The sequence below is a fragment of the Chryseobacterium sp. CH21 genome (assembly GCF_004119445.1).
In the GTDB taxonomy this organism is placed as follows: Bacteria; Bacteroidota; Bacteroidia; order Flavobacteriales; family Weeksellaceae; genus Chryseobacterium.
Genome location: NZ_QICI01000106.1, coordinates 1 through 21698, shown reverse-complemented (window position 1 = coordinate 21698; position 21698 = coordinate 1). Strand labels below are relative to the sequence as shown.

The following is a 21698-nucleotide window of genomic DNA, read 5'->3' as shown; positions in this document are numbered from 1 at the left end:
AAGGGTTGTAACATTTCCGGCAACAAAGAATCCTAAATCTGTTGTTTGAATCACAGATCTTGCTTCTTCATCAGAAGAACTTCCTAATGTTTTCTGCCATAATTCATCTCCAAATTCATTGATTCTGATCAGCCAGATATCTGAGCCTCCTTTGGAATCGTCTTTTTTGTTTAATCCTTTTCCTGAATAAGAAGTTCCGGCCAACAGAAATCCTCCATCTTGAGTGGTAACAGTTGCTGATAAATAATCATGATTCTGTCCTGAGAAGTATTTTTCCCAGACTTCTTCACCCTGTTGATTCAGTTTTACAAGATGAAAATCATAACCATTGTTCTGCTTTTGGCCGCTGGCTGCTGGCGATTGGCCTTTAGACTGTATAGAACTTCCCGTTATAAGATATTGTTGGTCGATGGTAGTAGTAACCTGGCTTAGAAAATCCTGAGTAGAGGATTTGATGTCTTTTTGCCACATCACTTCCTGAGCGGATATGCTCAAGCCTGCGCATAAGATTAGCGCACTGAGATAAAGTTTTCTCACACTTTGTTGTTTTTTTGAGTTATTAATCTGCCTATTTAAAACTGCGCGAATTTAACACTTTTTAAGACACTAAAATTATTTTAATGTGGTATGCTGTAAATCATACTATTAATCGTTAAATCTTCTTTATAATGTATTAAAATCTGTCTTATTCTAATGCAAATTATCTACAGACTACGACAAAACCTGTCGTATTAAAAATAAAAAAGGGCCAACTCTAAAAGAATCGACCCCAAAACATTAACTGTTTATTGATAGAATTATGATGTTTTTATTTCCAGCCTCCACCTAAACTTTTATAGATGTCGACTACTGTGCTGAGCTGCTTCTGTTTTGCTTCGATAAGCTCCATTTTAGCATCCAGCGCATCTCTCTGGTTCAAAAGAACTTCAAGATAATCCGCTCTTGAATTGCGGAACAATTGATTGGCAATATCAATAGACTGATCTAAGGCTTTGGTTTCCTGTGATTTCAATTGATAGTACTGATCTATATTTTTAACCTTTGACATTAGATTGGCAACATCCAGATAAGCATTCAAAATGGTTTTGTCATATTCGTACAACGCCTGAACCTGTTTCGCATCTGCCGTTTGGAAATTAGCTTTTATCGCACTCTTATTAATCAGCGGACCTGCCAGTTCTCCTGCCAGATTATATGCAATGGACTCTGGCATTTTAACAAGATAGGAAGGTTTGAAAGCCTCCAGACCTAATGTTGCAGAAATTTCCAATGAAGGATAAAATTCTTTTCTTGCAGCTTCTACATCCAGTTTTGAAGCTTTCAATTCTAATTCTGCCTGTTTGATATCAGGACGGTTTGCCAATAACTGTGAAGGAATTCCAGTATAGACTGTAGGAGGAATGGTAGACATAAAGTTTTCCTTTGTTCTCACAATCGGTTGTGGATATCTTCCCAGCAAAGCATTAATTTGATTTTCCTTCTCTGTAATCTGCTGACGGATCGTATACTCTGCCGCTTTGGATTTCGCCAGTTCTGCTTCAAATTTCTTCACCGCAAGTTCTGTTGCAGCAGCAGCTTCTTTCTGAATTTTGGAAATTTCCAATGCTCTCTGCTGAAGCTTGATATACTGTTGTATGATATCCAGCTGATTATCGAGAGCCAATAATTCATAATAGTTATCAGCAACTTCTTCAATAAGATTAGACAGAACAAAGTTCTTTCCTTCCACAGTAGAAAGATAATGAGCAACCGCAGATTCTTTCTCTGTTCGGAGTTTTTTCCAGATATCAATTTCCCAGCTTGCGTTTAATCCTGCTTCAAAATTTCCAAGTGGATCCGGCATTTCTTTTCCTGGTTCAATCTCTGTGGTAGCATCACCTGCTCCTTCACTGGTATAACGGCCTGCTTTTTTCAATCCGGCTCCTATTCCTGCGGAAACTGTTGGAGTCAATCTTCCTTTTTTGGCTAAAACACCACTTTTTGCAATTTCAATTTCCTGAAGAGTGATCAACAGCTCCTGATTATTTTTTAGAGCTGTTTCAATAAGGGTTACCAGGTTTGGATCTGTGAAGAACTGTCTCCACGGCGTTGTTCCGCTATTGTTATTAGCATCCTGTTGCTCATCCTGATTAAAGTTCTGAGGAATATTTTCTTTTACCTCATCTTTTATAACAGTCGCCATCGGCGCCTTACAGCTTGCGAGTACAAGCGATAAGGCGATGGCTGTGAATATATTTTTAGTCTTCGAATTTTCCATCATGTTCATAAGGTTCAGTTTGTTCTGTTAAAGGATTCTCTTCTTCATATCTGGCCAGTCTTGACTTATCAGCAATGGTTCCAAAGATATAATACAATCCTGGGATAATCATCAGTCCGAAAACAGTTCCGATCAACATCCCACCTGCTGCTGCAGTACCAATCGTTCTGTTTCCAATAGCTCCCGGCCCTGTTGCAATCACCAATGGAATCAATCCTGCAACGAATGCAAATGATGTCATCAAAATCGGACGGAAACGAATAGCTGCTCCTTCAATAGCCGCTTTTGCTACAGGAATTCCTTCTTCAGCTTTCTTCTGTACGGCAAATTCTACAATTAACACTGCGTTTTTACCCAAAAGCCCGATAAGCATAACCATCGCCACCTGTGCATAAATATTGTTTTCCAATCCTAAAAGTTTTAAGCATAAAAAGGCACCGAAAATACCCGTTGGAAGGGATAAAATTACCGGCAGCGGAAGAATAAAGCTTTCATACTGAGCAGAAAGGATTAAGTAAACAAATCCTAAACACACCAGGAAGATAAATACGGCTTCATTTCCACGGCTTACTTCGTCTTTGGAAATACCCGCCCAGTCGATACCAAATCCTCTCGGAAGTGTTTTGTCCGCAACTTCCTGAATAGCCTTAATTGCCTGTCCACTGCTGTATCCAGGTGCCGGAGTTCCACTCACCTCTGCAGAGTTGTACATATTATGTCTTGTAATCTCTGATAATCCGTAAACCTTTTCCAATCTCATAAAATCTGAGTAAGGAACCATCTGATCTTTATCATTTTTCACGTATAATTTCAGGATATCTGTTGGTAAGGCACGGTATTGAGGCCCTGCCTGAACAATTACTTTATATGGTCTGTCAAAGCGGATGAAACTCGTCTCATAGTTGGACCCAATCAGCGTAGATAAATTATCCATTGCTTTTTCAATAGTCACCCCTTTTTGTTCTGCAAGATCATTATCAATCTTAAGCATATATTGAGGGAAGCTGGCAGAATAGAATGTAAATGCGGACCCCAGCTCCGGACGCTTCTTAAGTTCCTTCACAAAATCGTTACTTACCTTCTCCATTTTATGATAGTCTCCACTTCCCGCTTTATCCAGCAAACGAAGTTCAAAACCTCCTGCTGCTCCATATCCGGGAACAGATGGCGGCTGGAAGAATTCAATATTGGCTCCCGGAATATTTTTGGCTTTTTCCTCGAGTTTTTCAATGATTTCTGCAGCAGATTCTTTACGTTCTTCCCAACTTTTAAGGTTGATAAGACAGGTTCCTGAGTTGGATCCGGTACCTTCCGTCAAAATCTCATATCCTGCAAGGGATGAAACAGACTGCACCCCATCAATATCTTCAGATTCTCTTAAAAGTTCTTTAGCAATCTGGTTGGTTCTTTCCAATGTAGATCCCGGAGGAGTCTGAATAATGGCATAGATCATTCCCTGATCTTCTGCAGGGATAAACCCTGAAGGTAAAGAGTTACTCAGGAAGAATGTACAGGCACAAAATGCTAATAGTAACGGCAGCGTAATCGTTTTTTTCGTTACTGTTTTGTTCAGCATCTTTTCGTATTTCCCTGCTCCTTTTGTGAACAGGTTATTGAATTTATCAAGGAAAATTGTAACCGGAGTTTTCTTTTTAGCTTTTCCGTGATTATTTTTCAAGATTAAAGCACACAATGCCGGTGTCAGCGTAAGAGCTACAATCCCTGATAAAATAATGGATGAAGCCATCGTAATAGAGAACTGGCGGTAGAATACCCCAACCGGTCCGGACATAAATGCAATCGGAATGAATACAGAAGCCATTACCAATGTAATTGCGATAATTGCTCCACTGATCTCATGCATTGCTTCTTCGGTAGCCTTTAACGGAGAAAGATGTTTTTCTTCCATCTTGGCGTGAACGGCTTCAATTACTACAATCGCATCATCTACCACAACCCCGATCGCCATTACTAAGGCAAAGAGGGAAATCATATTCAGGGTAATTCCAAAGGCTGACATTACAGCAAATGTTCCTACCAACGAAACTGGAACGGCCAGTGCTGGAATCAACGTTGAACGCCAGTCTCCAAGGAATAAGAATACTACAATAGCAACCAATACGAAAGCCTCAAATAAAGTATGAATTACTTTCTCCATGGATGCATCCAGGAATCTTGAAACGTCATAACTGATGTCATAATGCATTCCTTTAGGGAAGTTATTCTTTTCAAGATCTTTCATCAATGCTTTTACGTTTTTGATAACGTCACTTGCATTGGACCCATAGGACTGCTTTACAGTAATCGCTGCAGAAGGTTTTCCGTTCAATGTAGAGTAAATATCATACATGGAGCTTCCGAATTCTATATCAGCCACATCTTTCAGTCTTACTGATTCTCCATCCGGCTTTGCTTTTAAAATGATATTTCCGTAATCTTTTTCGTTATTGAAACGACCCGAATATTTTAAGATGTATTCAAATGACTGAGAGCGTTTTCCGGAGCTTTCCCCTGTTTTACCAGGAGATGCTTCTAAACTTTGCTCGTTCAGAGATTCCATTACTTCATCTGCTGAAATATTATATGCTGTTAATCTATCCGGTTTAAGCCAGATACGCATTGCATATTCACGGGTTCCCAGGATATCGGCAAAACCTACTCCACTTACCCTTCTCAATTCAGACATCACGTTGATATCTGCATAGTTGAAAAGGAATTTCTGGTCAGCTTTAGGGTCATCACTGTACAGGTTAATATACATCAACATGTTAGGTTCTTCACGTGTGATCTTTACCCCTTCACGTACTACCAAAGGTGGTAGTTTATTCACCACTGAAGATACACGGTTCTGCACATTTACTGCTGCTACGTTGGGATCTGTCCCCAGATCAAATACAAGCTGAATGGAAGCTTCCCCATCATTACCTGCATCTGAGGTCATATATTTCATACCCGGAACTCCATTCAATCCTCTTTCCAAAGGGATTACTACGGATTTAATCAACAATTCGTTGTTAGCACCAGGATATTCTGCGGTAATATTTACTTTAGGGGGAGAAATAGAAGGGAACTGAGTCACAGGAAGTTTTACCAATGACAGCACTCCCATAAATACAATAATCAATGAGATTACTATAGACAGAACTGGTCTGCGAATGAATTTTTTAAACATACTGCTTCATTTTAGAGACCACTACTCTGCTTTTAATTTTAATGATTGAAGAACTTTCTTAGGATCCTGGAATTTTGTTTTCACCTTTTGATCATCCTTCACTTTCTGAACTCCTTCCAGAAGAATCTGATCTCCTTTTGAAAGTCCTGAACCTACAATATACAAGTCAGGAAGTTCATAAGCTACTTTAATATTTCGGGATTTTGCCACTCCATTTTTGTCGATAACAAATACATATTTCTGATCCTGAATTTCATAGGTAGCTTTTTGTGGAATAATCAAACCGTTATGAACAGGCATTGTCATCTGTACCTTTCCTGTTTCTCCATTTCTCAGAAGCTTATCAGGATTAGGGAATTTGGCACGGAAAGCAATATTTCCGGTCTCATTATCAAATTCTCCTTCAATCGTCTGGATCTCTCCTTTTTGGGTATACATTTCTCCATTGGCAGTAATCAGGGATACCTGGTTACTTCCTCTGTCTGCAACGTGCGTCTGGTAGCTTAGATATTCTGGCTCGGAAACATTGAAATACGTATAGATATTGGTATTATCCGATAATGATGTCAAAAGGTCTCCTTCATCTACAAGACTTCCCAGTTTCAGCGGAATTCTGTTGATAATACCAGAGAATGGTGCTTTAATATCAGTAAATGAAAGGTGGATCTGAGCCAGTTTCATTTCAGCATTTGCAGCATCCAGCTTGGCTTTTGCCATTGCTCTTTCGTTTTTAGAAACAATGTTGTTTCCTGCCAATGTACTGGCATTTTTCAGTTCGATAGAAGCCTGCTCTACTTCTGCTTTTGCTTTTAATAATTCTGCCTGATAGAGTTTAGGCATAATTCGGAACAATGTTTGTCCGGCCTGCACGTACTGCCCTTCATCTACAAAGATTTTTTCCAGGAAACCTTTTTCCTGAGCTCTCACTTCAATGTTTTTTACGGATTGAATCTGGGCTACGTATTCTTTGTTGATTACAGTATCCATTACCACAGGGGACGTCACCGGATAGACGGTAACTTCTTCTTTTTCTTCTTTTTTCTTATTGCAGCCAACCGCCAACAAAAGGGCACTCAGCGCAATTCCCGAAGCAACTCTTTTTATCATAATTCTAGAGTTTATATAATCGTTAATGTTTTGATAGGAATAAAAAACGGTAATAAAAGAGGTACGGTGTGATGATTACCGGCATACACAACGTAAGGATTTCCCACCTGGTATCAGGCAGAAAATAAAGAGAACGGAAAAATTTTAAATTCTGATAGAGCGGATAAGAATAAATCTTTTGGTAGCCAAGCCCAAAACAAAGCCGTGAATATCCGGTTTGGATCTTTTATAGCTTTTTAATCCAAAAATATAGACTAATGAGAAAACTCCTGCAAAAACAATAACGGCCTGCCATACATCAGACAGGTGAAAATCATTTTCGGTAAGTTCTAGCGTTGAATTGTCTACGTTGTCGGCCATCTGCTGAACAGAAAGTTTTTCAAAAGTCTGATTCAAACGGTTGGCTCTTTTGGGCATATGATGAGAAGAATGACCACTGTAGTCATTTCGAAGAGTTCTAACATCGATTCTGCTTTCTACTACAAAGAGCAGAAAAAGACCGGTTAAAAAGTATACTACGAAGTTTCTCATTTTGAAGTTGCAAATGTACACCCAGATTATGACATTATCATCATGGATTAACAAAATTTAACTATCCTTAAAATACCTGAATAAAAAACTTGATAAATAGTAAATATTTTCTCTATTCAAGCACTGTGGGAACAATTCTGAGATTCCATCTGTGCAAGTTTCAATTTTCAAAAATCAAGCCAATTATTGGAACCAGAAAAAAATCTAGTCATAATAGTGTTGCTTTTTTTGACATTTTGAGTACTGTTTAACGCTATTTTGAAGTGCTTTTACTGCTGAATTAAAATCACTTAACCTAACTTTTATCATGATTTCGTTTTATTAATATTAACGTATTGTTTGTCTCTCATTTTTGAATTACTTTTGCCGAAAATTAACACAAACAGATAAAAAATGAAAAAAAATTATACCATCTTCCTGAGAATAATACACTTAAAAATCTCTTATTAACCCCTGCTTCCCTTACTTTTTTACAATAATTATTATTCTACGTTTCCTGAAAAATGTTTCAAAAAACAGTGAGATAAATCCACTATAATTTAAACTTATTGTTAGTTTATGAAAAATTAACATATATTTATTAAAAATATTTGTAAATTTATAAAGCATTAAAATCGTAATTCATGAAACACTTTAAAATCACATCTCACTATGAAAAAATTATTAGTACCAGTCCTTTTCGGATTGACCATTATTTCCCTAACAGCGTGTAAGCATCCCGGAAAAGAAGCTGAAACCATTACCGCTGCCACCCCTGAAAATACAGATGACATTTTCAAAGACGTGTACGTTGACAGCTATGGAGAAAAAATAGAAGTAACGATCAACAACACTAAAAATACCGCCACCATCCATTTAAACGGTAAAACTTTTGACCTAAAAAAAAGCGATGCTTTACCTAAATATACTGCCTCTAATGAAGAGTATCAATATTCTGATATTAAAGGAAATATAACTTTCCTGAAGAAGAATGTAGATATGGTCCTGTTCCATCTTAAACAGTCAAAAAAAGAGTCTGGCCCAGGAAAAATGGCATCGTATTAGCATATTGAACACCATTCATCTAAAAAATAAGTATTATGAAAAGTTTATTTTATTATTTATCGGCACTTGTTATTGCAACATTTTTAGTGGTTTCCTGTAAAACACAGAATTCACAAAAAGCGACTACTGATATTACAGGAAAAACATGGAAGCTTACTGAGCTTAATGGAAAGCCGATTGATCTTAAGAATCCTAAAAACAATCCTTATTTCAAACTTGATATGAATGGTATGAGATACCAGGGCCATGCCGGATGTAATGGTTTGGGAGGAACTTTCGAGATCAAACCTGAGATGATGAGAATAAAATTCAATCAGGGAATGTCTACCATGATGGCTTGTGAAGATCTGGATATCGAAAACCAGTTTACAAAAGCAATCCTTGCAGCAGATAACTATTCTGTGAATGGAAATACACTTACTTTAAACAAAGCGAGAATGGCTCCTTTAGCCAAATTCGTTCTTCAATAATATTATTTCACTTAAATAAAAAAAAAGACGCCTTATGAATGGGGCGTCTTTTTTATGTATTCTGCTCTACTCTTTTTTATTGTAAATAATGTAACAGATTAGAAGGCTGATGTTCACCAGAACAGCAAACGCATTGGATAAAATAATAGGTAATTCGCCTTTTTTAAAGCCATACCATACCCACAGTGAAAGCCCTGAAATAAGGACCAAAAGCATGATCAGAGAAATATCTTCTACATTCTTTTCTCTGATCACTTTTATCAACTGCGGAATCATGGATACAGAAGTAAGAATTCCGGCAATAATACCTAATATATTTTCATTCATACAGGTTACATTTTTAAATAAATATACTAAAATATGTTAATGAAATCTGTTCATTGATACTTCCTCATGCAATGGAATACCTTCTTCAATACATCGGAATAAATCTCTTGTAAAATAGCAGCCATTCAGAATGCCACGGGCACCTAATCCATTAAAAACATATAAGTTCTTCCATGTTTCATGCCTGCCAATGATCGGTCTTCTGTCTTTCACTGTAGGACGGAAGCCAAAGTGTACTTCTTCCACTTCAAAATCGTAAGGATAAAATTCGGAAAGTCCTTTTATCAATTGTTCAACCGCTGATTCATCAACATGATGATGAAGTTGCTCCCTGTCGTAAGTTCCTCCGTAGAAATAAAGTCCGTTTCCGGTTGGGAATAAGAAATGTTTCTTCTTAATTGTTATGTTTTCAGGAATTGGCTGAGACAATTTTACTTTTATGTGGTGACCTTTGTTTGGATTCACTGTAATTTCTGAAAAGTATGGATTATCTTTCACTCCCATCCCTTCACAGAAAATAATATGTTTGAAAGTAAAATCTTTGTATGTGGATTCTGAAGGGTTCAATTGGGTATAATTGAATTTTTCTTTTACCAAATGATCATTTTTTTCAAAATAATTGAATAAACCACTGAAAAATCCATTAACATCAAGTCTGGCAGATTGATTTACCTTTCCAGTCTGAAAGTCGTTTTTTACTACATTTAAACGATCAAAATTTTTATCAAGAAAAGCTGATAATTCTTCATTTCCTGATTTTTTCAACCACAAATTCTGTTCATTCTCATCATGAAAGATTCTGTGGATGGGAGCATTGATCAGATAGTTTGCTCCGGTATAAGATTCTATTTCTTTCAGACTAATTTTAAGGAAGTCTATTTGCTCCTGTGCTTTCCAGAAGGTAGTAAATTTCTTCAGAACAACCGGATTGATAATTCCCGCTGAAACTTGTGAAGCACTTTTTCTCCCCTCAGAAAAGATAACAAATGATTTACCGTTTTTAATTAGCTGATGAGCCATAAAAAGCCCTGCATATCCATCTCCTACAATAATATAATCTACATTTCTCATAATAAAAAAACCTGAGTAAAAATACTCAGGTTTTCTATAAATATCAAGTGAAATTTAGTAATTCCACATATCATTTTCCATGCTAAGAATCTGTGCTTTGATTCTATCGCTTTCTTCCAGCTGCTCATCAGCATTTTTAGGAATATAGTCCTTAATAGTACCATCTCCTAAACCAGCTGAAGACTTATAAATGATAGAAGAGAATCTTCTTGCATTGATAACGTCATCGAAAGATAAGTCAGCAGACGAATTTTTTCTGTTGAAGACAAAATTGTTTGCTAAAACATCACGAGCACTTGGATAATAGATCCAGAATAGGTCAATAAGCTCATCGTTACTTGCAATAGGCTTACCATCTGGCCCAATAACTCCCTGTACTGCAGGATCTGGTCCCATTGCAGCAATACCAAGAGGTCTGTATTTCATTTGTCCGTCTCTCTTATCAATAAACCACATACCCATGATTTTAAGAACTTTTACTTTATCTGTAGTGGTCTTAAATACGTCAGTATATTGTTTCTTTTCTGCTTCTGTAAGCTGTCTTCCAGAGTTTAAGATGTCAATAGCAGCATCATTGATGATTACTTTTTCCAATCTTTTCTGAATTCCTTCAGGAGAAAGTTTTACGGTAAAGTTTTCATCATCATATACCTGTTCAATCTTACCACTCAAAGCAGCATCCAATAATAATTGGTATAGAGATCTTGTAGGTGTAGCAAGAAGACCATCCGGATTATCGTAATAGAAAGGCTGGTTGATCTTATCATTCATGTCAATGATCTCCCATACAAACATACTCTTAAGGATATCTTTGTCTTCTACAAAACCATATTCAAGAGGTTTTACTGTTTTATCTACAATAGTATCACCAACTTTCTGTTTGTTTTCTGCTCTCATCTGTCTGAACTCTTCCGGAGAAGCTGCGTTCAGAATAGTCTGGGAAAAAGCAAATCCCGAAACTAATACTAAAAGGGTGCTAATATATTTTTTCATAATAAATTACAATTTTAGTCCTATGGAATGTTAATGATTATAGGAGTAATGTTTTTAATAACCTGGCCATCTAAACCTTGAGCTGTAACTTTAATATCAAAGATAGAAACTACATCTCCGGATCTAAGATTCTTCACTAGTCCAGCAGCATCATTCAATGAATTTCCATGAACTAGTAGCGCTGCTCTACCTGGAACTCTCACCATAAACTGTGTTACAGTAAATGAAACCGGGAAGTCGAAGTCAGGAATTGCTGCCTGAACAGACTGGTTCGGGATAGAAGTTGCAGGCATAGATACTATACTGCTTCCTCTGATTTGCCCTTGTGGCGGCGGTACATTTTTAATTCTGTATTCAAACACCTGAGATACTGTTTTCCCGTAAGGATCTGTTCCTGATAATGTCAGCTTAACCGTATTACCAGAAGTTGGTTTTATACTCCATTTTCCTGGGCCTGTACTTTTCACAGATGCACCCGGTGCAGATAATGAAAGTTTAGAATTGTCAGCACCTAAGATTGATCCTGAAACAGGGTTCTCAAGTCCTCTATACATAACGTTCATCTTATCAGCAGAAAGTAATAACCCTTTTTCAAGTTTTACTTCTCTAGGTCCAGCAATTACATTATAAGTATGCGTCCAAGGGAAAGATTGTGGCTTACCTGAAGCATCTGTTAATGTAATAGTACCTCCTAATTTATGCTCACCAATTCCAGAACCTGAAATAGATGTAATACCTTTACCGTTTTCTACTCTACCTACACCAGAGATACTGATCTTATTACTGTTAGAATAAGTTCCTAACATTACTTTTACTTCAGCCTGTTTTCCAGCCTGGATATCTACCGGACCTGAAACGATTGGTTCATAGCTTGAGAATTTAATATTCGCATCTACTTTTTCCTGAAGTAATAATGCCAATGCATCAGACTGTACGTTTCTGGCATCATTTTGGATAATTTCCAAATTAGATATTGCAGCGATTAGCGGCTGATGGTAAAATTTATTTTGGAACCAAGTTTTCTCATTTGGAGATTTTCCTTTAGGATATTCTGCAATAAGAGACTTGTTAGCTCTTTCCACTAAATCTTTAAGCTGAGGATTATTTCCAAAAGTAGTATTGATGTAGTTTCTTACGTCATCAATTTTAGCTTTCAGATCTAATGCATTCTTTGAAGGGGAGTTTTCATCTCCTTCTTTAAAGAAATATTCAGTAGTAGCTTCGTTATTGTTCAACGCAGCGAAGTTCTCACTTACATCAATATCTTTTCCTTGAGCATCTTTATCATGAAACTCGGATTGTTTTTTTAACAGATCTTTGATATCCTGAGAAGATTTTACCAATACATCAATCTTAGATTTCAATACTTTGTACTGAGCCCAAGGCTGTGCATAGGTATCCGGAACCTGCTGAGCTTTTGCTTCTAATGTTCTTTCAAAGATCTTCTCGTTTTTTCTTTCTGTTAAAGTTCTGGTTTCATTTAATGCTCTGGTAGAGTCATAGTATGATCTGATGATTTCTGCATCAATGTTTAGGGCCATCATCGCGATGAACACCAAATACATTAGGTTGATCATCTTCTGACGAGGGGTCTGTTTTCCTTGTGCCATTCTCTTTTCTTTGTTTTTTGATTAAGTAGTTAAATTTAGAAATGGTTAGGAATTAAGACTTCATAGCAGTTAGCATACCACCATAAACTCTATTTAAGTTATTAAGATTAGATGTTAAACCTTGTAGCTCTTGGTTGAATTTCTCAGAATGCTCTGCAGATTTCTGCATATCTGCTACATATTTGTTAGCAAATTCTGATTGTTTTTTACCGCTTTCCAATTGCATTGCATAAAGAGCATTCATGCTTTCCATATGCTGAGCAGCTTTGTTCAATTGGTCATTATATTTATGCGTAGAAGCAGATACATCAACCGTTTGATTGATCTGATCAACAGAGTTTGAGAATTTATCAATACCTGTTCTTAGTCTTTCAAATAATTGAACGTCTAATCTCGCATCTTCAAGCATTTTGTCCAATTTAGTTGAAAGAGAGTTTTCTAATTCAGCAAACTGAGCTGCAGCGTTATTATTTCTAGAAGAAACATTAGAGTGTAAAGGATTTGGGTTAGCATGTTTATCTAATAACTCAGGATAAACATTTTCCCAAGCATAAGACTCTTCTGATTTTGGAGGGTCAAATGCGAAAATGATAAAGATAATTGCCTCAGTAATAAGCCCTACGGTAAGAGCGATATTCCCGTTAATTGGTCCCAAGGTAATGTGAGTAATTTTAAGCCAAGCTCCAAGAATTACAATTGCAGCACCGAATGAATAAAAGAAATTCATCCAAGCATCTTTAGTCTTAAACATATTGAGTTAGTTTTTTTAATGTTAAATAAAATTGTTATTGAAAAATTGTCTGATTAATTTCTGTTAACTCTTCTTGGCTTAACAGCTGCTTCAGGAATGTCCTGTACAGTTCTGAATCCGATATAGCTTCTTGCGGAATCTTTTCTTTCCCAATCTCTAGCACCTGTCATTAGTGCATATCCTATATCTTTCCAAGATCCTCCTCTTACAGATTTCTTCGTATCCTTTTTATCTTTAGTAGAAGGATTTAGTGTAGAAGAGAATCCAGCTGAGGAATTGTTAAACGAAGATAATGTCCATTCAGAAACGTTTCCAGCCATATCAAATAACCCAAACCCATTTTTCTTAAATTTCTTAACTGGAGCTGTATATGTATAAGTACCTTTTTTCTCGTCTTCCATGTAGTTACCTCTCTTCGGTTTGAAGTTGGCAAGGTAACAACCTCTGTCATCCATTAAATATGGACCTCCCCAAGGGTAAGTAGCATTTTGCATACCTCCTCTTGCAGCATATTCCCATTCAGTCTCAGTTGGAAGACGGAACTCTAATGGTCTTTGTTTTTTCTTTTTAAACTTTCGTTGTAATCAGTTTTTAATTTAGATCTGAAGTTACAGTAAGCTCTTGCCTGATCCCAGGTTACTCCCACTACAGGATAGTCTTTGTAAGCTTTGTGCCAGAAATATTGTTCAAATAATGGCTCATTGTAAGCAAAGTGGAAATCTTTTACCCAAACTGTAGTATCAGGATAGATCGCGATACTTTCACTTTTCAGGTAATTAGCTCCTCTTTCGTTATCTGCAACAGCAGCGTCCATATCTCCCCAACGGTAAGTATATTTCAGCTTACTTACATCTAAAATTCTTTCGTTTCCAATTCTTGAAGAAGAAGGCAGATACATAGATTCTAAAACCTCTGCGTATTCTACATCCGGGTATTTTGTTGTACTCCAGTGTAAAGGAATTTTCCAATCTAACCTTTTGCTAGCATCATATCCTCCATCTTCACGGCCACCCTGGCCCTCCATATATTCTTGATAAGGTGTTAAATTTTCTTCTTTTTTAGCAAGATATGCGTAATCTCCTATTGCTGCTCCTTTACGTCCGCCTTCGTCACCACCTTCTCCGGCAGCTTCAGCTAGTAAAGTTCTCGCAATAGAGTCTCTTACATAATTGATAAATACTCTGTACTCCGAGTTGGTAGTTTCTGCTTCATCCATGAAGAAAGAAGAAACAGTAACAGTCTTCAATGCTGCTTTTTCAGGAGTATTTGTTGGATCCTGGTCTGCTAAACCAGCAACAAATGAACCTGCAGGAATTGCAACCATTCCGTATGGTCTTTCCGCAACAAATGATTTAGTTTTTTCTCTTGGTATCAATTCTCCTTTTGTTCCTGGCTTCCCTACAGAAGAGCTGCCACCACCTGAACAAGATACCGATGCTACCGACGCAGACAATAATAAAAGAAATATCCTTTTCATGTTAATTTTTATAATTAAGCCGTAAATATATAATTTTTTTAAGAAACTTTTAAGATTTTTTTTGAAATAACGGAAGAAATCTAAATTTATTTTATTTACAACAACTTTTTATTCCACGGTTACAGATTTTGCAAGGTTTCTCGGTTGATCTACGTTGGCTCCTCTATATACTGCAATATAATAAGCAAGCAGTTGCAGAGGTACGGAAGCAACGATTGGTGAGAAACATTCTGAAGTCTCAGGGATTTCAATAACATAATCTGCCATTGCGCTCACCTGACGGTCTCCTTTATTTACTACAGCGATAATTTTTCCTTTTCTCGCTTTAATTTCCTGAACGTTACTTACAATTTTATCATAGTGGCCTTTTTTAGGTGCTATAATTACAATTGGCATGTTTTCGTCGATCAGGGCAATAGGGCCGTGCTTCATTTCTGCAGCCGGGTATCCTTCTGCATGGATGTAAGAAATTTCTTTTAGTTTTAATGCTCCCTCAAGGGCAGCAGGATAATTGTATCCTCTTCCTAAATAAAGGAAGTTTGTAGCTTTCACAAAATCTTTTGCAATATTCTGAGTCAGCTCGTGGGTCGTATTCAGCACTTCTTCAATTTTCTTAGGAATAGCATCAAGCTCAGCAATTAAGCTCATAAATTCAGCGTTTCCTAAGTTTCCGTTGTGTTTTCCTAATTTAAATGCAATTAAAGTAAGAATGGTAAGCTGTGCTGTGAATGCTTTTGTAGAAGCAACTCCAATTTCAGGACCTGCATGTGTATACGAACCTGCATCTGTAATTCTTGCAATGGAAGAATCTACAACATTACATATACCATATATAAATGCTCCTTTTTCTTTTGCCAGTTTTAAGGCAGCCATTGTATCAGCTGTTTCTCCGGATTGAGAAATGGCGATCACCACATCTTTATCTGTAATAATCGGGTTTCTGTATCTGAATTCTGATGCGTATTCTACTTCAACAGGGATTCTTGCATATTCTTCTATCAGATATTCTCCGATAAGACCTGCATGCCATGAAGTACCACAAGCAATGATAATGATTCTGTTTGCATTTTTGAATTTTTCCACATGATCCCAGATTCCGGCCATTTTGATTACTCCTTCATCCACAAGAAGTCTACCTCTCATGGTATCGTGTACAGATTTAGGCTGTTCAAAGATTTCTTTTAGCATAAAATGCTCGTATCCACCCTTCTCTATCTGCTCAAGACTAAGTTTAAGCTCTTGAATTTCCGGCTCAATTTTAGAGTTATCATTGATGGTTCTGATATCTACTCCACCTTCAAGAGAGATGGTAGCCATATGTCCTTCTTCAAGATAAATTGCTTCTTTTGTAAATTCTACGAAAGGAGAAGCATCAGATGCAATAAAATATTCTTTATCACCGATTCCGATTGCCAAAGGAGAACCTAATCTTCCTACTACCAATACTCCAGGATAATCTTCATGAAGTACAGTGATGGCATATGCCCCATATACTTCATTCAATGCATATCTTACCGCAGTCGGGAAATCAGTTTCAGGATTAAGATCCATGAAATACTGAATAAGGTTTACCAATACTTCGGTATCTGTTTCTGATTTGAATGTAAATCCTTTTTCAGTAAGCATTGTTTTAATGGTATCATAGTTTTCGATAATACCATTGTGTACAATTGCTATTTTTCCATTGTTTGACAAGTGCGGGTGAGAGTTTCTGTCACTTGGAACTCCATGGGTAGCCCAACGGGTGTGCCCCATTCCAATTTTAGATGTCCCTTTTAATTCTTTCGAAATATTTACTAAATCCTCAACCTTGCCTTTTGTTTTTTCTACTTCAAGCTTATTGTCTGAACCTTCTAAAACAATTCCGGCACTGTCATATCCTCTATATTCTAATCTTCTAAGACCATTAATTACAATTTCGTAAGCGTCTTGAAAACCTGTATATCCTACTATTCCGCACATATTATTTTGTCTAGTGTTTTTTTATTGTATTTATTTTTTTGTAGCATAAACTACTTTAAGCTGCACTCTGTTTGCATTTGTTTTGTCTAATGAACCTGTAAGAACCATTCTATTCATATCAAATGCTCTTGTGGTATTACGAGTTCCTAAAAGAGTTCCTGTAGCATTTGCTGCAAATGTTCCTGCATTAATCCATAGTGGTTTATTAGTAATTGCTACGGTGTTTCCACTTGCATCCTTTTCTGTTTTTTCTTCAACAAGATCTTTAAGTGTTTTTGTTACTACAAAATCGTAGTATCCTTTACTTTCATTGTAACTATATAAACCAAGACCAGCTATCAAGTCTGATGAATAAGCTAATTTTGAAAAATCAAGAGTTCCGTCAGCCTTCATTGGATTCACTGTAAATCTGCGATCTTCTGTTGAATTGGTATTTTTCCAGCTTACAGGATCCAGATATACTCTTATTTTAGCACTTAAAATACCTATTTTATCTTTTTTATAGATATCTCTAAGAGCGGCAATCGTTTCATCTTTAATTTTCACTACCGCAGAAGGACCTCCCATTCCCTGAACGTAAAGTTTTGCATCTCCGTCATTCGTATTAATTGATGCCAATGCATTTGCAGACGGAGTTCCGCTTCTGTTGAATTCATATTGTCCAATATGAGCATTAAGACCTCCTACATTGAAAACAAGGTTTGTTTGTGGTCTTGTCGTTGTTCCGTTATCTACTTTATCGTATTTATAATACATGATTAGCTGTAGATCATTAGGAGAGAACTGGTAAAGGTATTTATCTGTTTCATCTACAGAAATTCTGATTCCTTTGAAATATCTGATAAAGTTGGAAGCATCCTGAAGTTCAGGTTTTCCTTTTTTATCAAGAATATGAGTCTGGAAAAAGTCTGTATTGCTCAGTTTCAGTCTGTATCCAAGACTTCCTGTGAATACCACTGAGTTATCAGATTTTTTAGTAATAGAGATTGCGCTTACGTTACCGTCAAATACCCCTGAACCTAATAGTTCGCCAGTACTTACAGTTTTATTGGAACGTTTGAAGCTATCATCATTCGAATCCAGGAATGTAGTAATCTCATGCACATTGATTTTCATTGATTTTGAACCACCTCCTATTTTACCGTATTTACGAACAGGATATGTTTTTTTCTCAATGGAAACTTCTGTAGCTACTCCATCTACCGGAAAATCGGTTTTTGCGTATGTGTTTGTCTTTAATGAATCACCTTCAAAGTAATAAGTATTGGAAACTGTATTGGCTGGTGGTCTTACCACAAGAACTACAGAGTCTACTTTTGGGTTAGCACCATTAAAATCGAAATTATCTACAGGCATTCTTAGCTGAGTAAGATAAGAAGCTCTCTGCATTCCGAACTGGCCTTCTGTGAAAGCTCCAAGAACACCTACCGTTAAAGCTCCTCCACTTTCGTTCAATCCATTGATCAATCTGGCAGCATCACTTCTGATAGAGTCATTATTATTATAGTTGTACGCAATAACGTCATATGATATTTCATTACCTTGTGCAGCGTCATTATTAAACAACTGCTCACCAAGAGAATCCGGATCAGGTTCACAGTTATAAAGGATTGTACTTCCGAAAATCGCCAATAAAAGCATGGCGAAGGTCCTTTTAAGAGTATGAGTCATTAAAAATGTGTTTTTAATAAAGTTGATTAATAGAATCTACGTCAAGATATTCCGATTTTTCGGTGGTTGTTTCGTTGAAAGCCTTGTCCAGGTCTTCATCCAGAAACTCGTCACCTTTTACAACGGCATTTACATAGTTCATACTTTCGATAACAAAACTTTTAATTGTTGGGTTATCTAACGCTTTTAATCCTGAAATATTATCAAACTGTAGTTTTTCGTCGATCTTTTTATCCAGATCAGCATCTTTCTCATTGTACAGAGAAAGCACAATTTTTGCGTCTTTAAAATAAGTATCTGATTCGTAGTAAGTTTTAAGGTAAATTGGAACAAAAGAAGACATCCATCCGTTCAAATGAATAACATCTGGTACCCAGTTTAGCTTCTTGATCGTTTCAATAACCCCTCTGGCAAAGAAAATAGCTCTTTCATCATTGTCGTCGAAAGGATTTCCTTCATCGTCGAAATAGTATTGTTTTCTTTTGAAGTATTCTTCATTGTCAATAAAGTAAACCTGAAGTCTTTCCCCCGGAAGAGACGCTACTTTAATGATTAGAGGCTGGTCCAGATCATTGATAATGATATTCATCCCTGAAAGACGGATTACCTCATGAAGCTGGAACTTTCTCTCACTTATTTGTCCAAATCTTGGCATAAAAACTCTTACATCATTGCCTTCTTGGTGCATCTTAAGTGCCATTTTGTTTACCACTGCAGCCATATTTGTGTCTTCCTGATATGGATACATCTCTGTAGTAATGTACAGTATTTTTTGATTCGGCATAAACTTTCTATCTAATTTTTGTAAAAATGCTTTAATGTGCAAAATTACAAAAAAACATCCAACATTATTTTAATTAACATTTTTTTACGAAAATTCCCTCTCCCAAATTATTAAAAGTACATATTATTATGCGATATTTTTAGTATTTTTGAAATAGTATTAAAATAAACTATGGAAGTTATAAAAAACAGGAAAGTCCTTCAGGATTTCATTGAAAGACAGAAAGAAATGGGAAAAAGAATTGGCTTTGCTCCTACCATGGGTGCTTTGCACAAAGGCCATCTTTCTCTGTATGAAGAAGCTAGAAAAGAAAATGACCTTGTGATTTCTTCAATTTTTGTAAATCCAACCCAGTTCAATAATCCTGAAGATCTTGAAAAATACCCAAGAGACATTAACAGAGATATCCTAATTCTTCAGAATTCAGGGCTTGTAGATGCTGTTTACATCCCTGAGGTAGCAGATATTTACCCTGAGAAAACTGAAAGCCAGCATTATGATTTTGACGGATTGGAAAATGAGATGGAAGGAAAATCAAGACCGGGACATTTTGATGGTGTAGGAACAGTTGTAGAAGAGCTATTCAGACAGGTACAGCCTGACAGTGCTTATTTTGGAGAAAAAGATTTCCAACAGCTTGCTATCATTAAAAAATGGTAGAGAAAAAGCATCTTCCAGTTAAAATAACCGGAGTTCCTATTTACAGAGCAGAAAACGGACTTGCATTAAGTTCTAGAAACCAAAGACTGCATGAAGACAGAAAAGAAGCTTCCAAACTTATTTATGAAACCCTAAATAAAGTGAATGACTGGTTCAGAACCGTTACCATACCAGAAATTAAGGAACGAGTAGAAGATATTTTTGACGAACAACAAGGAATGAAACTTGAATATTTCCTAATTGCAGATGAAAACACATTACAGGAGACGGATTTCTTCTATAAAGACAGAAATTTCAGAGCGTTTATTGTGGTAGTAGTGGATGGAGTGAGATTAATTGACAATATGCATTTGGATTAATACAATATACTTTACAAAATAAAAAAAACTCTGACGGTTGTTGTCAGAGTTTTTTTGTTCTATTATAATTATTGCTACTTATATTATTTCAGACTTCATACAAAAATCAAAGGCCTCCTGAGGGAAGCCTTTGAAACACCAAATCACAAAATATTAATATGAAAAAATTTACTTTTCAGTAAACTTGTGACCCGGCTGGGATTCGAACCCAGGACCCATACATTAAAAGTGTATTGCTCTACCAGCTGAGCTACCGAGTCGGCCACAATTAAAATGAAATAAATTTCAATATTAATTATAAAATTTTCTTTGCAGTGCCTGCGACTGGACTCGAACCAGCACATCCTTAGGAAACCACCCCCTCAAGATGGCGTGTCTACCAATTTCACCACGCAGGCAATAAAATCACAGAATTTGTAATATTTATTGCTAGTGACCCGGCTGGGATTCGAACCCAGGACCCATACATTAAAAGTGTATTGCTCTACCAGCTGAGCTACCGAGTCGGCCACTTGTGCAACAAGTTTTCATTTAAGTAATGTCCCTTGTTTTAAGTGGTGCAAAGATATGACTTTTTTCTTTATCTCAAAACTTTTTCGCAAATTTGTTAAAAAAAATTTCATGGTAATTTCATTGATCGGATACATGGGAAGTGGCAAATCTCACATTTCCAAAATATTAAGCGAAAAAATCAATTTTAAATTAATTGATCTAGATAAAGAGATTTCCAGAAGAAATAAATTATCCATCCCGGAAATATTTGAAAAAAGGGTGAGATTTACTTTAGAAAGCTGGAAAGAGAGGTGCTTGAAGAGATATTGGCTTCTGACGAAAATATAGTTTTAAGTCTTGGCGGAGGAACTCCTGTGTATTATAATAATATGGAGATCATCAATCATAATTCTAAAAGTGTGTTTTTGAGAAGTTCTGTTGGAACTTTAGTAGAAAGACTTTCAAAACAGAAAGAAAAAAGACCGTTGATTGCCAATATTTCTGATGAAGACCTCCCGGAATTCATCGCAAAACATCTGTTTGAAAGAAATCAGTTTTATAGTAAAGCACAATTTACAGTGGGTACAGATTCAAGAGAACCGGAAGACATTGTGAAAGAAATAATAGAAAAGCTCTATCTCTAGTAGTCATGGTCGGAAGATTTTTTCTTCCGACTTTTTGTTTTTAGATATTCAATATTATTATTTTAATTAATTGATTACCAGCCATTTAATTTGTTTTATTATTTCATTTTTTGTATCTTTATTACTGATAATCAATTGTTTATGTCAGTTTTTAAAGATCACAAAATATCACTTAAAGATGTTTTAGAATTTATTCCCGAAGCACTTTTAAGTCACCTTTCCGCAAGTACAAAAGTGGATTATTATAGTAAAGTTCTGCATGGAAGAAAAATATTCTACCTGCTTTTGTATTGCATATTTGATAATGAAAAATTAA

Annotated in this window: 14 protein-coding genes, 3 tRNA genes and 4 pseudogenes; 4 read left to right on the top strand and 17 right to left on the bottom strand. The window is 36.3% G+C overall.

Going from position 1 to position 21698, the window contains the following annotated elements:
- The 5 genes and pseudogenes from BOQ62_RS21725 to BOQ62_RS21705 form a co-directional block, all read right to left on the bottom strand.
- Positions 1-537 (bottom strand): annotated as a pseudogene (locus BOQ62_RS21725) (T9SS C-terminal target domain-containing protein); the annotation flags it as partial.
- Between the two features lie 271 nt (positions 538-808).
- Complete coding sequence (locus tag BOQ62_RS21720; RefSeq protein WP_129042411.1) at positions 809-2266, bottom strand: TolC family protein; 1458 nt, start codon at positions 2264-2266, stop codon at positions 809-811.
- The gene (locus BOQ62_RS21715; RefSeq protein WP_129042410.1) at positions 2238-5429 is read right to left on the bottom strand and encodes an efflux RND transporter permease subunit; all 3192 of its coding nucleotides are present in this window, start codon (positions 5427-5429) and stop codon (positions 2238-2240) included. The genes BOQ62_RS21720 and BOQ62_RS21715 overlap by 29 nt, the downstream gene beginning before the upstream one ends.
- 21 nt (positions 5430-5450) lie before the next feature.
- Positions 5451-6533, bottom strand: coding sequence for an efflux RND transporter periplasmic adaptor subunit (locus tag BOQ62_RS21710; RefSeq protein WP_129042412.1), 1083 nt, complete (start codon positions 6531-6533; stop codon positions 5451-5453).
- Between the two features lie 147 nt (positions 6534-6680).
- Positions 6681-7067, bottom strand: coding sequence for a hypothetical protein (locus tag BOQ62_RS21705; protein ID WP_129042409.1), 387 nt, complete (start codon positions 7065-7067; stop codon positions 6681-6683).
- 651 nt (positions 7068-7718) lie between these two features.
- Between BOQ62_RS21705 and BOQ62_RS21700 the strand changes: the two genes are divergently transcribed.
- Together BOQ62_RS21700 and BOQ62_RS21695 are read left to right on the top strand one after the other, a co-directional pair.
- Positions 7719-8111, top strand: coding sequence for a multicopper oxidase domain-containing protein (locus BOQ62_RS21700; RefSeq protein ID WP_129042408.1), 393 nt, complete (start codon positions 7719-7721; stop codon positions 8109-8111).
- Positions 8112-8146: 35 nt separating this feature from the next.
- The gene (locus tag BOQ62_RS21695) at positions 8147-8581 is read left to right on the top strand and encodes an META domain-containing protein (protein ID WP_129042407.1); all 435 of its coding nucleotides are present in this window, start codon (positions 8147-8149) and stop codon (positions 8579-8581) included.
- A gap of 66 nt (positions 8582-8647) precedes the next feature.
- Here the strand turns inward: BOQ62_RS21695 and BOQ62_RS21690 are convergent, their stop codons facing one another.
- The 9 genes and pseudogenes from BOQ62_RS21690 to BOQ62_RS21650 form a co-directional block, all read right to left on the bottom strand.
- On the bottom strand, positions 8648-8908 hold the full coding sequence (locus BOQ62_RS21690) for a SemiSWEET transporter (RefSeq protein WP_129042406.1): 261 nt from the start codon (positions 8906-8908) through the stop codon (positions 8648-8650).
- 36 nt (positions 8909-8944) lie between these two features.
- On the bottom strand, positions 8945-9979 hold the full coding sequence (locus BOQ62_RS21685; protein WP_129042405.1) for an NAD(P)/FAD-dependent oxidoreductase: 1035 nt from the start codon (positions 9977-9979) through the stop codon (positions 8945-8947).
- Positions 9980-10033: 54 nt separating this feature from the next.
- Positions 10034-10972, bottom strand: a complete 939-nt coding sequence (gene gldN, locus BOQ62_RS21680) for a gliding motility protein GldN (RefSeq protein ID WP_129042404.1) — start codon at positions 10970-10972, stop codon at positions 10034-10036.
- 20 nt (positions 10973-10992) lie between these two features.
- Positions 10993-12582 (bottom strand): GldM family protein, encoded by a 1590-nt coding sequence (locus BOQ62_RS21675; protein ID WP_129042403.1) that lies wholly within the window; start codon positions 12580-12582, stop codon positions 10993-10995.
- Between the two features lie 52 nt (positions 12583-12634).
- Positions 12635-13333 carry a gliding motility protein GldL gene (gldL, locus tag BOQ62_RS21670; protein WP_047382408.1) on the bottom strand — a complete coding sequence of 233 codons (699 nt, stop codon included), beginning with the start codon at positions 13331-13333 and terminating at the stop codon, positions 12635-12637.
- Between the two features lie 53 nt (positions 13334-13386).
- Positions 13387-14810, bottom strand: a pseudogene (gene gldK, locus BOQ62_RS21665) (gliding motility lipoprotein GldK).
- A gap of 108 nt (positions 14811-14918) precedes the next feature.
- Positions 14919-16772 carry a glutamine--fructose-6-phosphate transaminase (isomerizing) gene (glmS, locus tag BOQ62_RS21660; RefSeq protein WP_129042402.1) on the bottom strand — a complete coding sequence of 618 codons (1854 nt, stop codon included), beginning with the start codon at positions 16770-16772 and terminating at the stop codon, positions 14919-14921.
- 30 nt (positions 16773-16802) lie between these two features.
- Positions 16803-18443 carry a DUF4270 family protein gene (locus tag BOQ62_RS21655; RefSeq protein ID WP_129042401.1) on the bottom strand — a complete coding sequence of 547 codons (1641 nt, stop codon included), beginning with the start codon at positions 18441-18443 and terminating at the stop codon, positions 16803-16805.
- A gap of 13 nt (positions 18444-18456) precedes the next feature.
- Positions 18457-19227 carry a glycogen/starch synthase gene (locus BOQ62_RS21650; RefSeq protein ID WP_129042400.1) on the bottom strand — a complete coding sequence of 257 codons (771 nt, stop codon included), beginning with the start codon at positions 19225-19227 and terminating at the stop codon, positions 18457-18459.
- A gap of 171 nt (positions 19228-19398) precedes the next feature.
- Between BOQ62_RS21650 and panC the strand changes: the two are divergent.
- Positions 19399-20246, top strand: a pseudogene (panC, locus tag BOQ62_RS21645) (pantoate--beta-alanine ligase).
- A 187-nt stretch (positions 20247-20433) separates the two neighbouring features.
- Here panC and BOQ62_RS21640 read toward each other — a convergent pair.
- The 3 genes from BOQ62_RS21640 to BOQ62_RS21630 all read right to left on the bottom strand — a co-directional run bounded on the left by BOQ62_RS21640 (position 20434) and on the right by BOQ62_RS21630 (position 20752).
- Positions 20434-20506 (bottom strand) — tRNA-Lys (locus tag BOQ62_RS21640).
- 55 nt (positions 20507-20561) lie between these two features.
- Positions 20562-20644: transfer RNA gene (locus BOQ62_RS21635), tRNA-Leu, on the bottom strand.
- A gap of 35 nt (positions 20645-20679) precedes the next feature.
- Positions 20680-20752 (bottom strand) — tRNA-Lys (locus BOQ62_RS21630).
- Positions 20753-20867: 115 nt separating this feature from the next.
- On the opposite strand from BOQ62_RS21630, the pseudogene BOQ62_RS21625 reads away from it, so the two are divergent.
- A pseudogene (locus tag BOQ62_RS21625) lies at positions 20868-21382 on the top strand (shikimate kinase).
- Positions 21383-21698: the final 316 nt, after the last annotated feature.

Excerpts from the sequence above, each read along its gene's own strand:
- BOQ62_RS21720 (WP_129042411.1), bottom strand. The coding sequence starts at position 2,266 with ATGAACATGATGGAAAATTCGAAGACTAAAAATATATTCACAGCCATC.
- BOQ62_RS21715 (WP_129042410.1), bottom strand. The coding sequence starts at position 5,429 with ATGTTTAAAAAATTCATTCGCAGACCAGTTCTGTCTATAGTAATCTCA.
- BOQ62_RS21705 (WP_129042409.1), bottom strand. The coding sequence starts at position 7,067 with ATGAGAAACTTCGTAGTATACTTTTTAACCGGTCTTTTTCTGCTCTTT.
- BOQ62_RS21700 (WP_129042408.1), top strand. The coding sequence starts at position 7,719 with ATGAAAAAATTATTAGTACCAGTCCTTTTCGGATTGACCATTATTTCC.
- BOQ62_RS21695 (WP_129042407.1), top strand. The coding sequence starts at position 8,147 with ATGAAAAGTTTATTTTATTATTTATCGGCACTTGTTATTGCAACATTT.
- BOQ62_RS21690 (WP_129042406.1), bottom strand. The coding sequence starts at position 8,908 with ATGAATGAAAATATATTAGGTATTATTGCCGGAATTCTTACTTCTGTA.
- BOQ62_RS21685 (WP_129042405.1), bottom strand. The coding sequence starts at position 9,979 with ATGAGAAATGTAGATTATATTATTGTAGGAGATGGATATGCAGGGCTT.
- gldN (WP_129042404.1), bottom strand. The coding sequence starts at position 10,972 with ATGAAAAAATATATTAGCACCCTTTTAGTATTAGTTTCGGGATTTGCT.
- BOQ62_RS21675 (WP_129042403.1), bottom strand. The coding sequence starts at position 12,582 with ATGGCACAAGGAAAACAGACCCCTCGTCAGAAGATGATCAACCTAATG.
- gldL (WP_047382408.1), bottom strand. The coding sequence starts at position 13,333 with ATGTTTAAGACTAAAGATGCTTGGATGAATTTCTTTTATTCATTCGGT.
- glmS (WP_129042402.1), bottom strand. The coding sequence starts at position 16,772 with ATGTGCGGAATAGTAGGATATACAGGTTTTCAAGACGCTTACGAAATT.
- BOQ62_RS21655 (WP_129042401.1), bottom strand. The coding sequence starts at position 18,443 with ATGACTCATACTCTTAAAAGGACCTTCGCCATGCTTTTATTGGCGATT.
- BOQ62_RS21650 (WP_129042400.1), bottom strand. The coding sequence starts at position 19,227 with ATGCCGAATCAAAAAATACTGTACATTACTACAGAGATGTATCCATAT.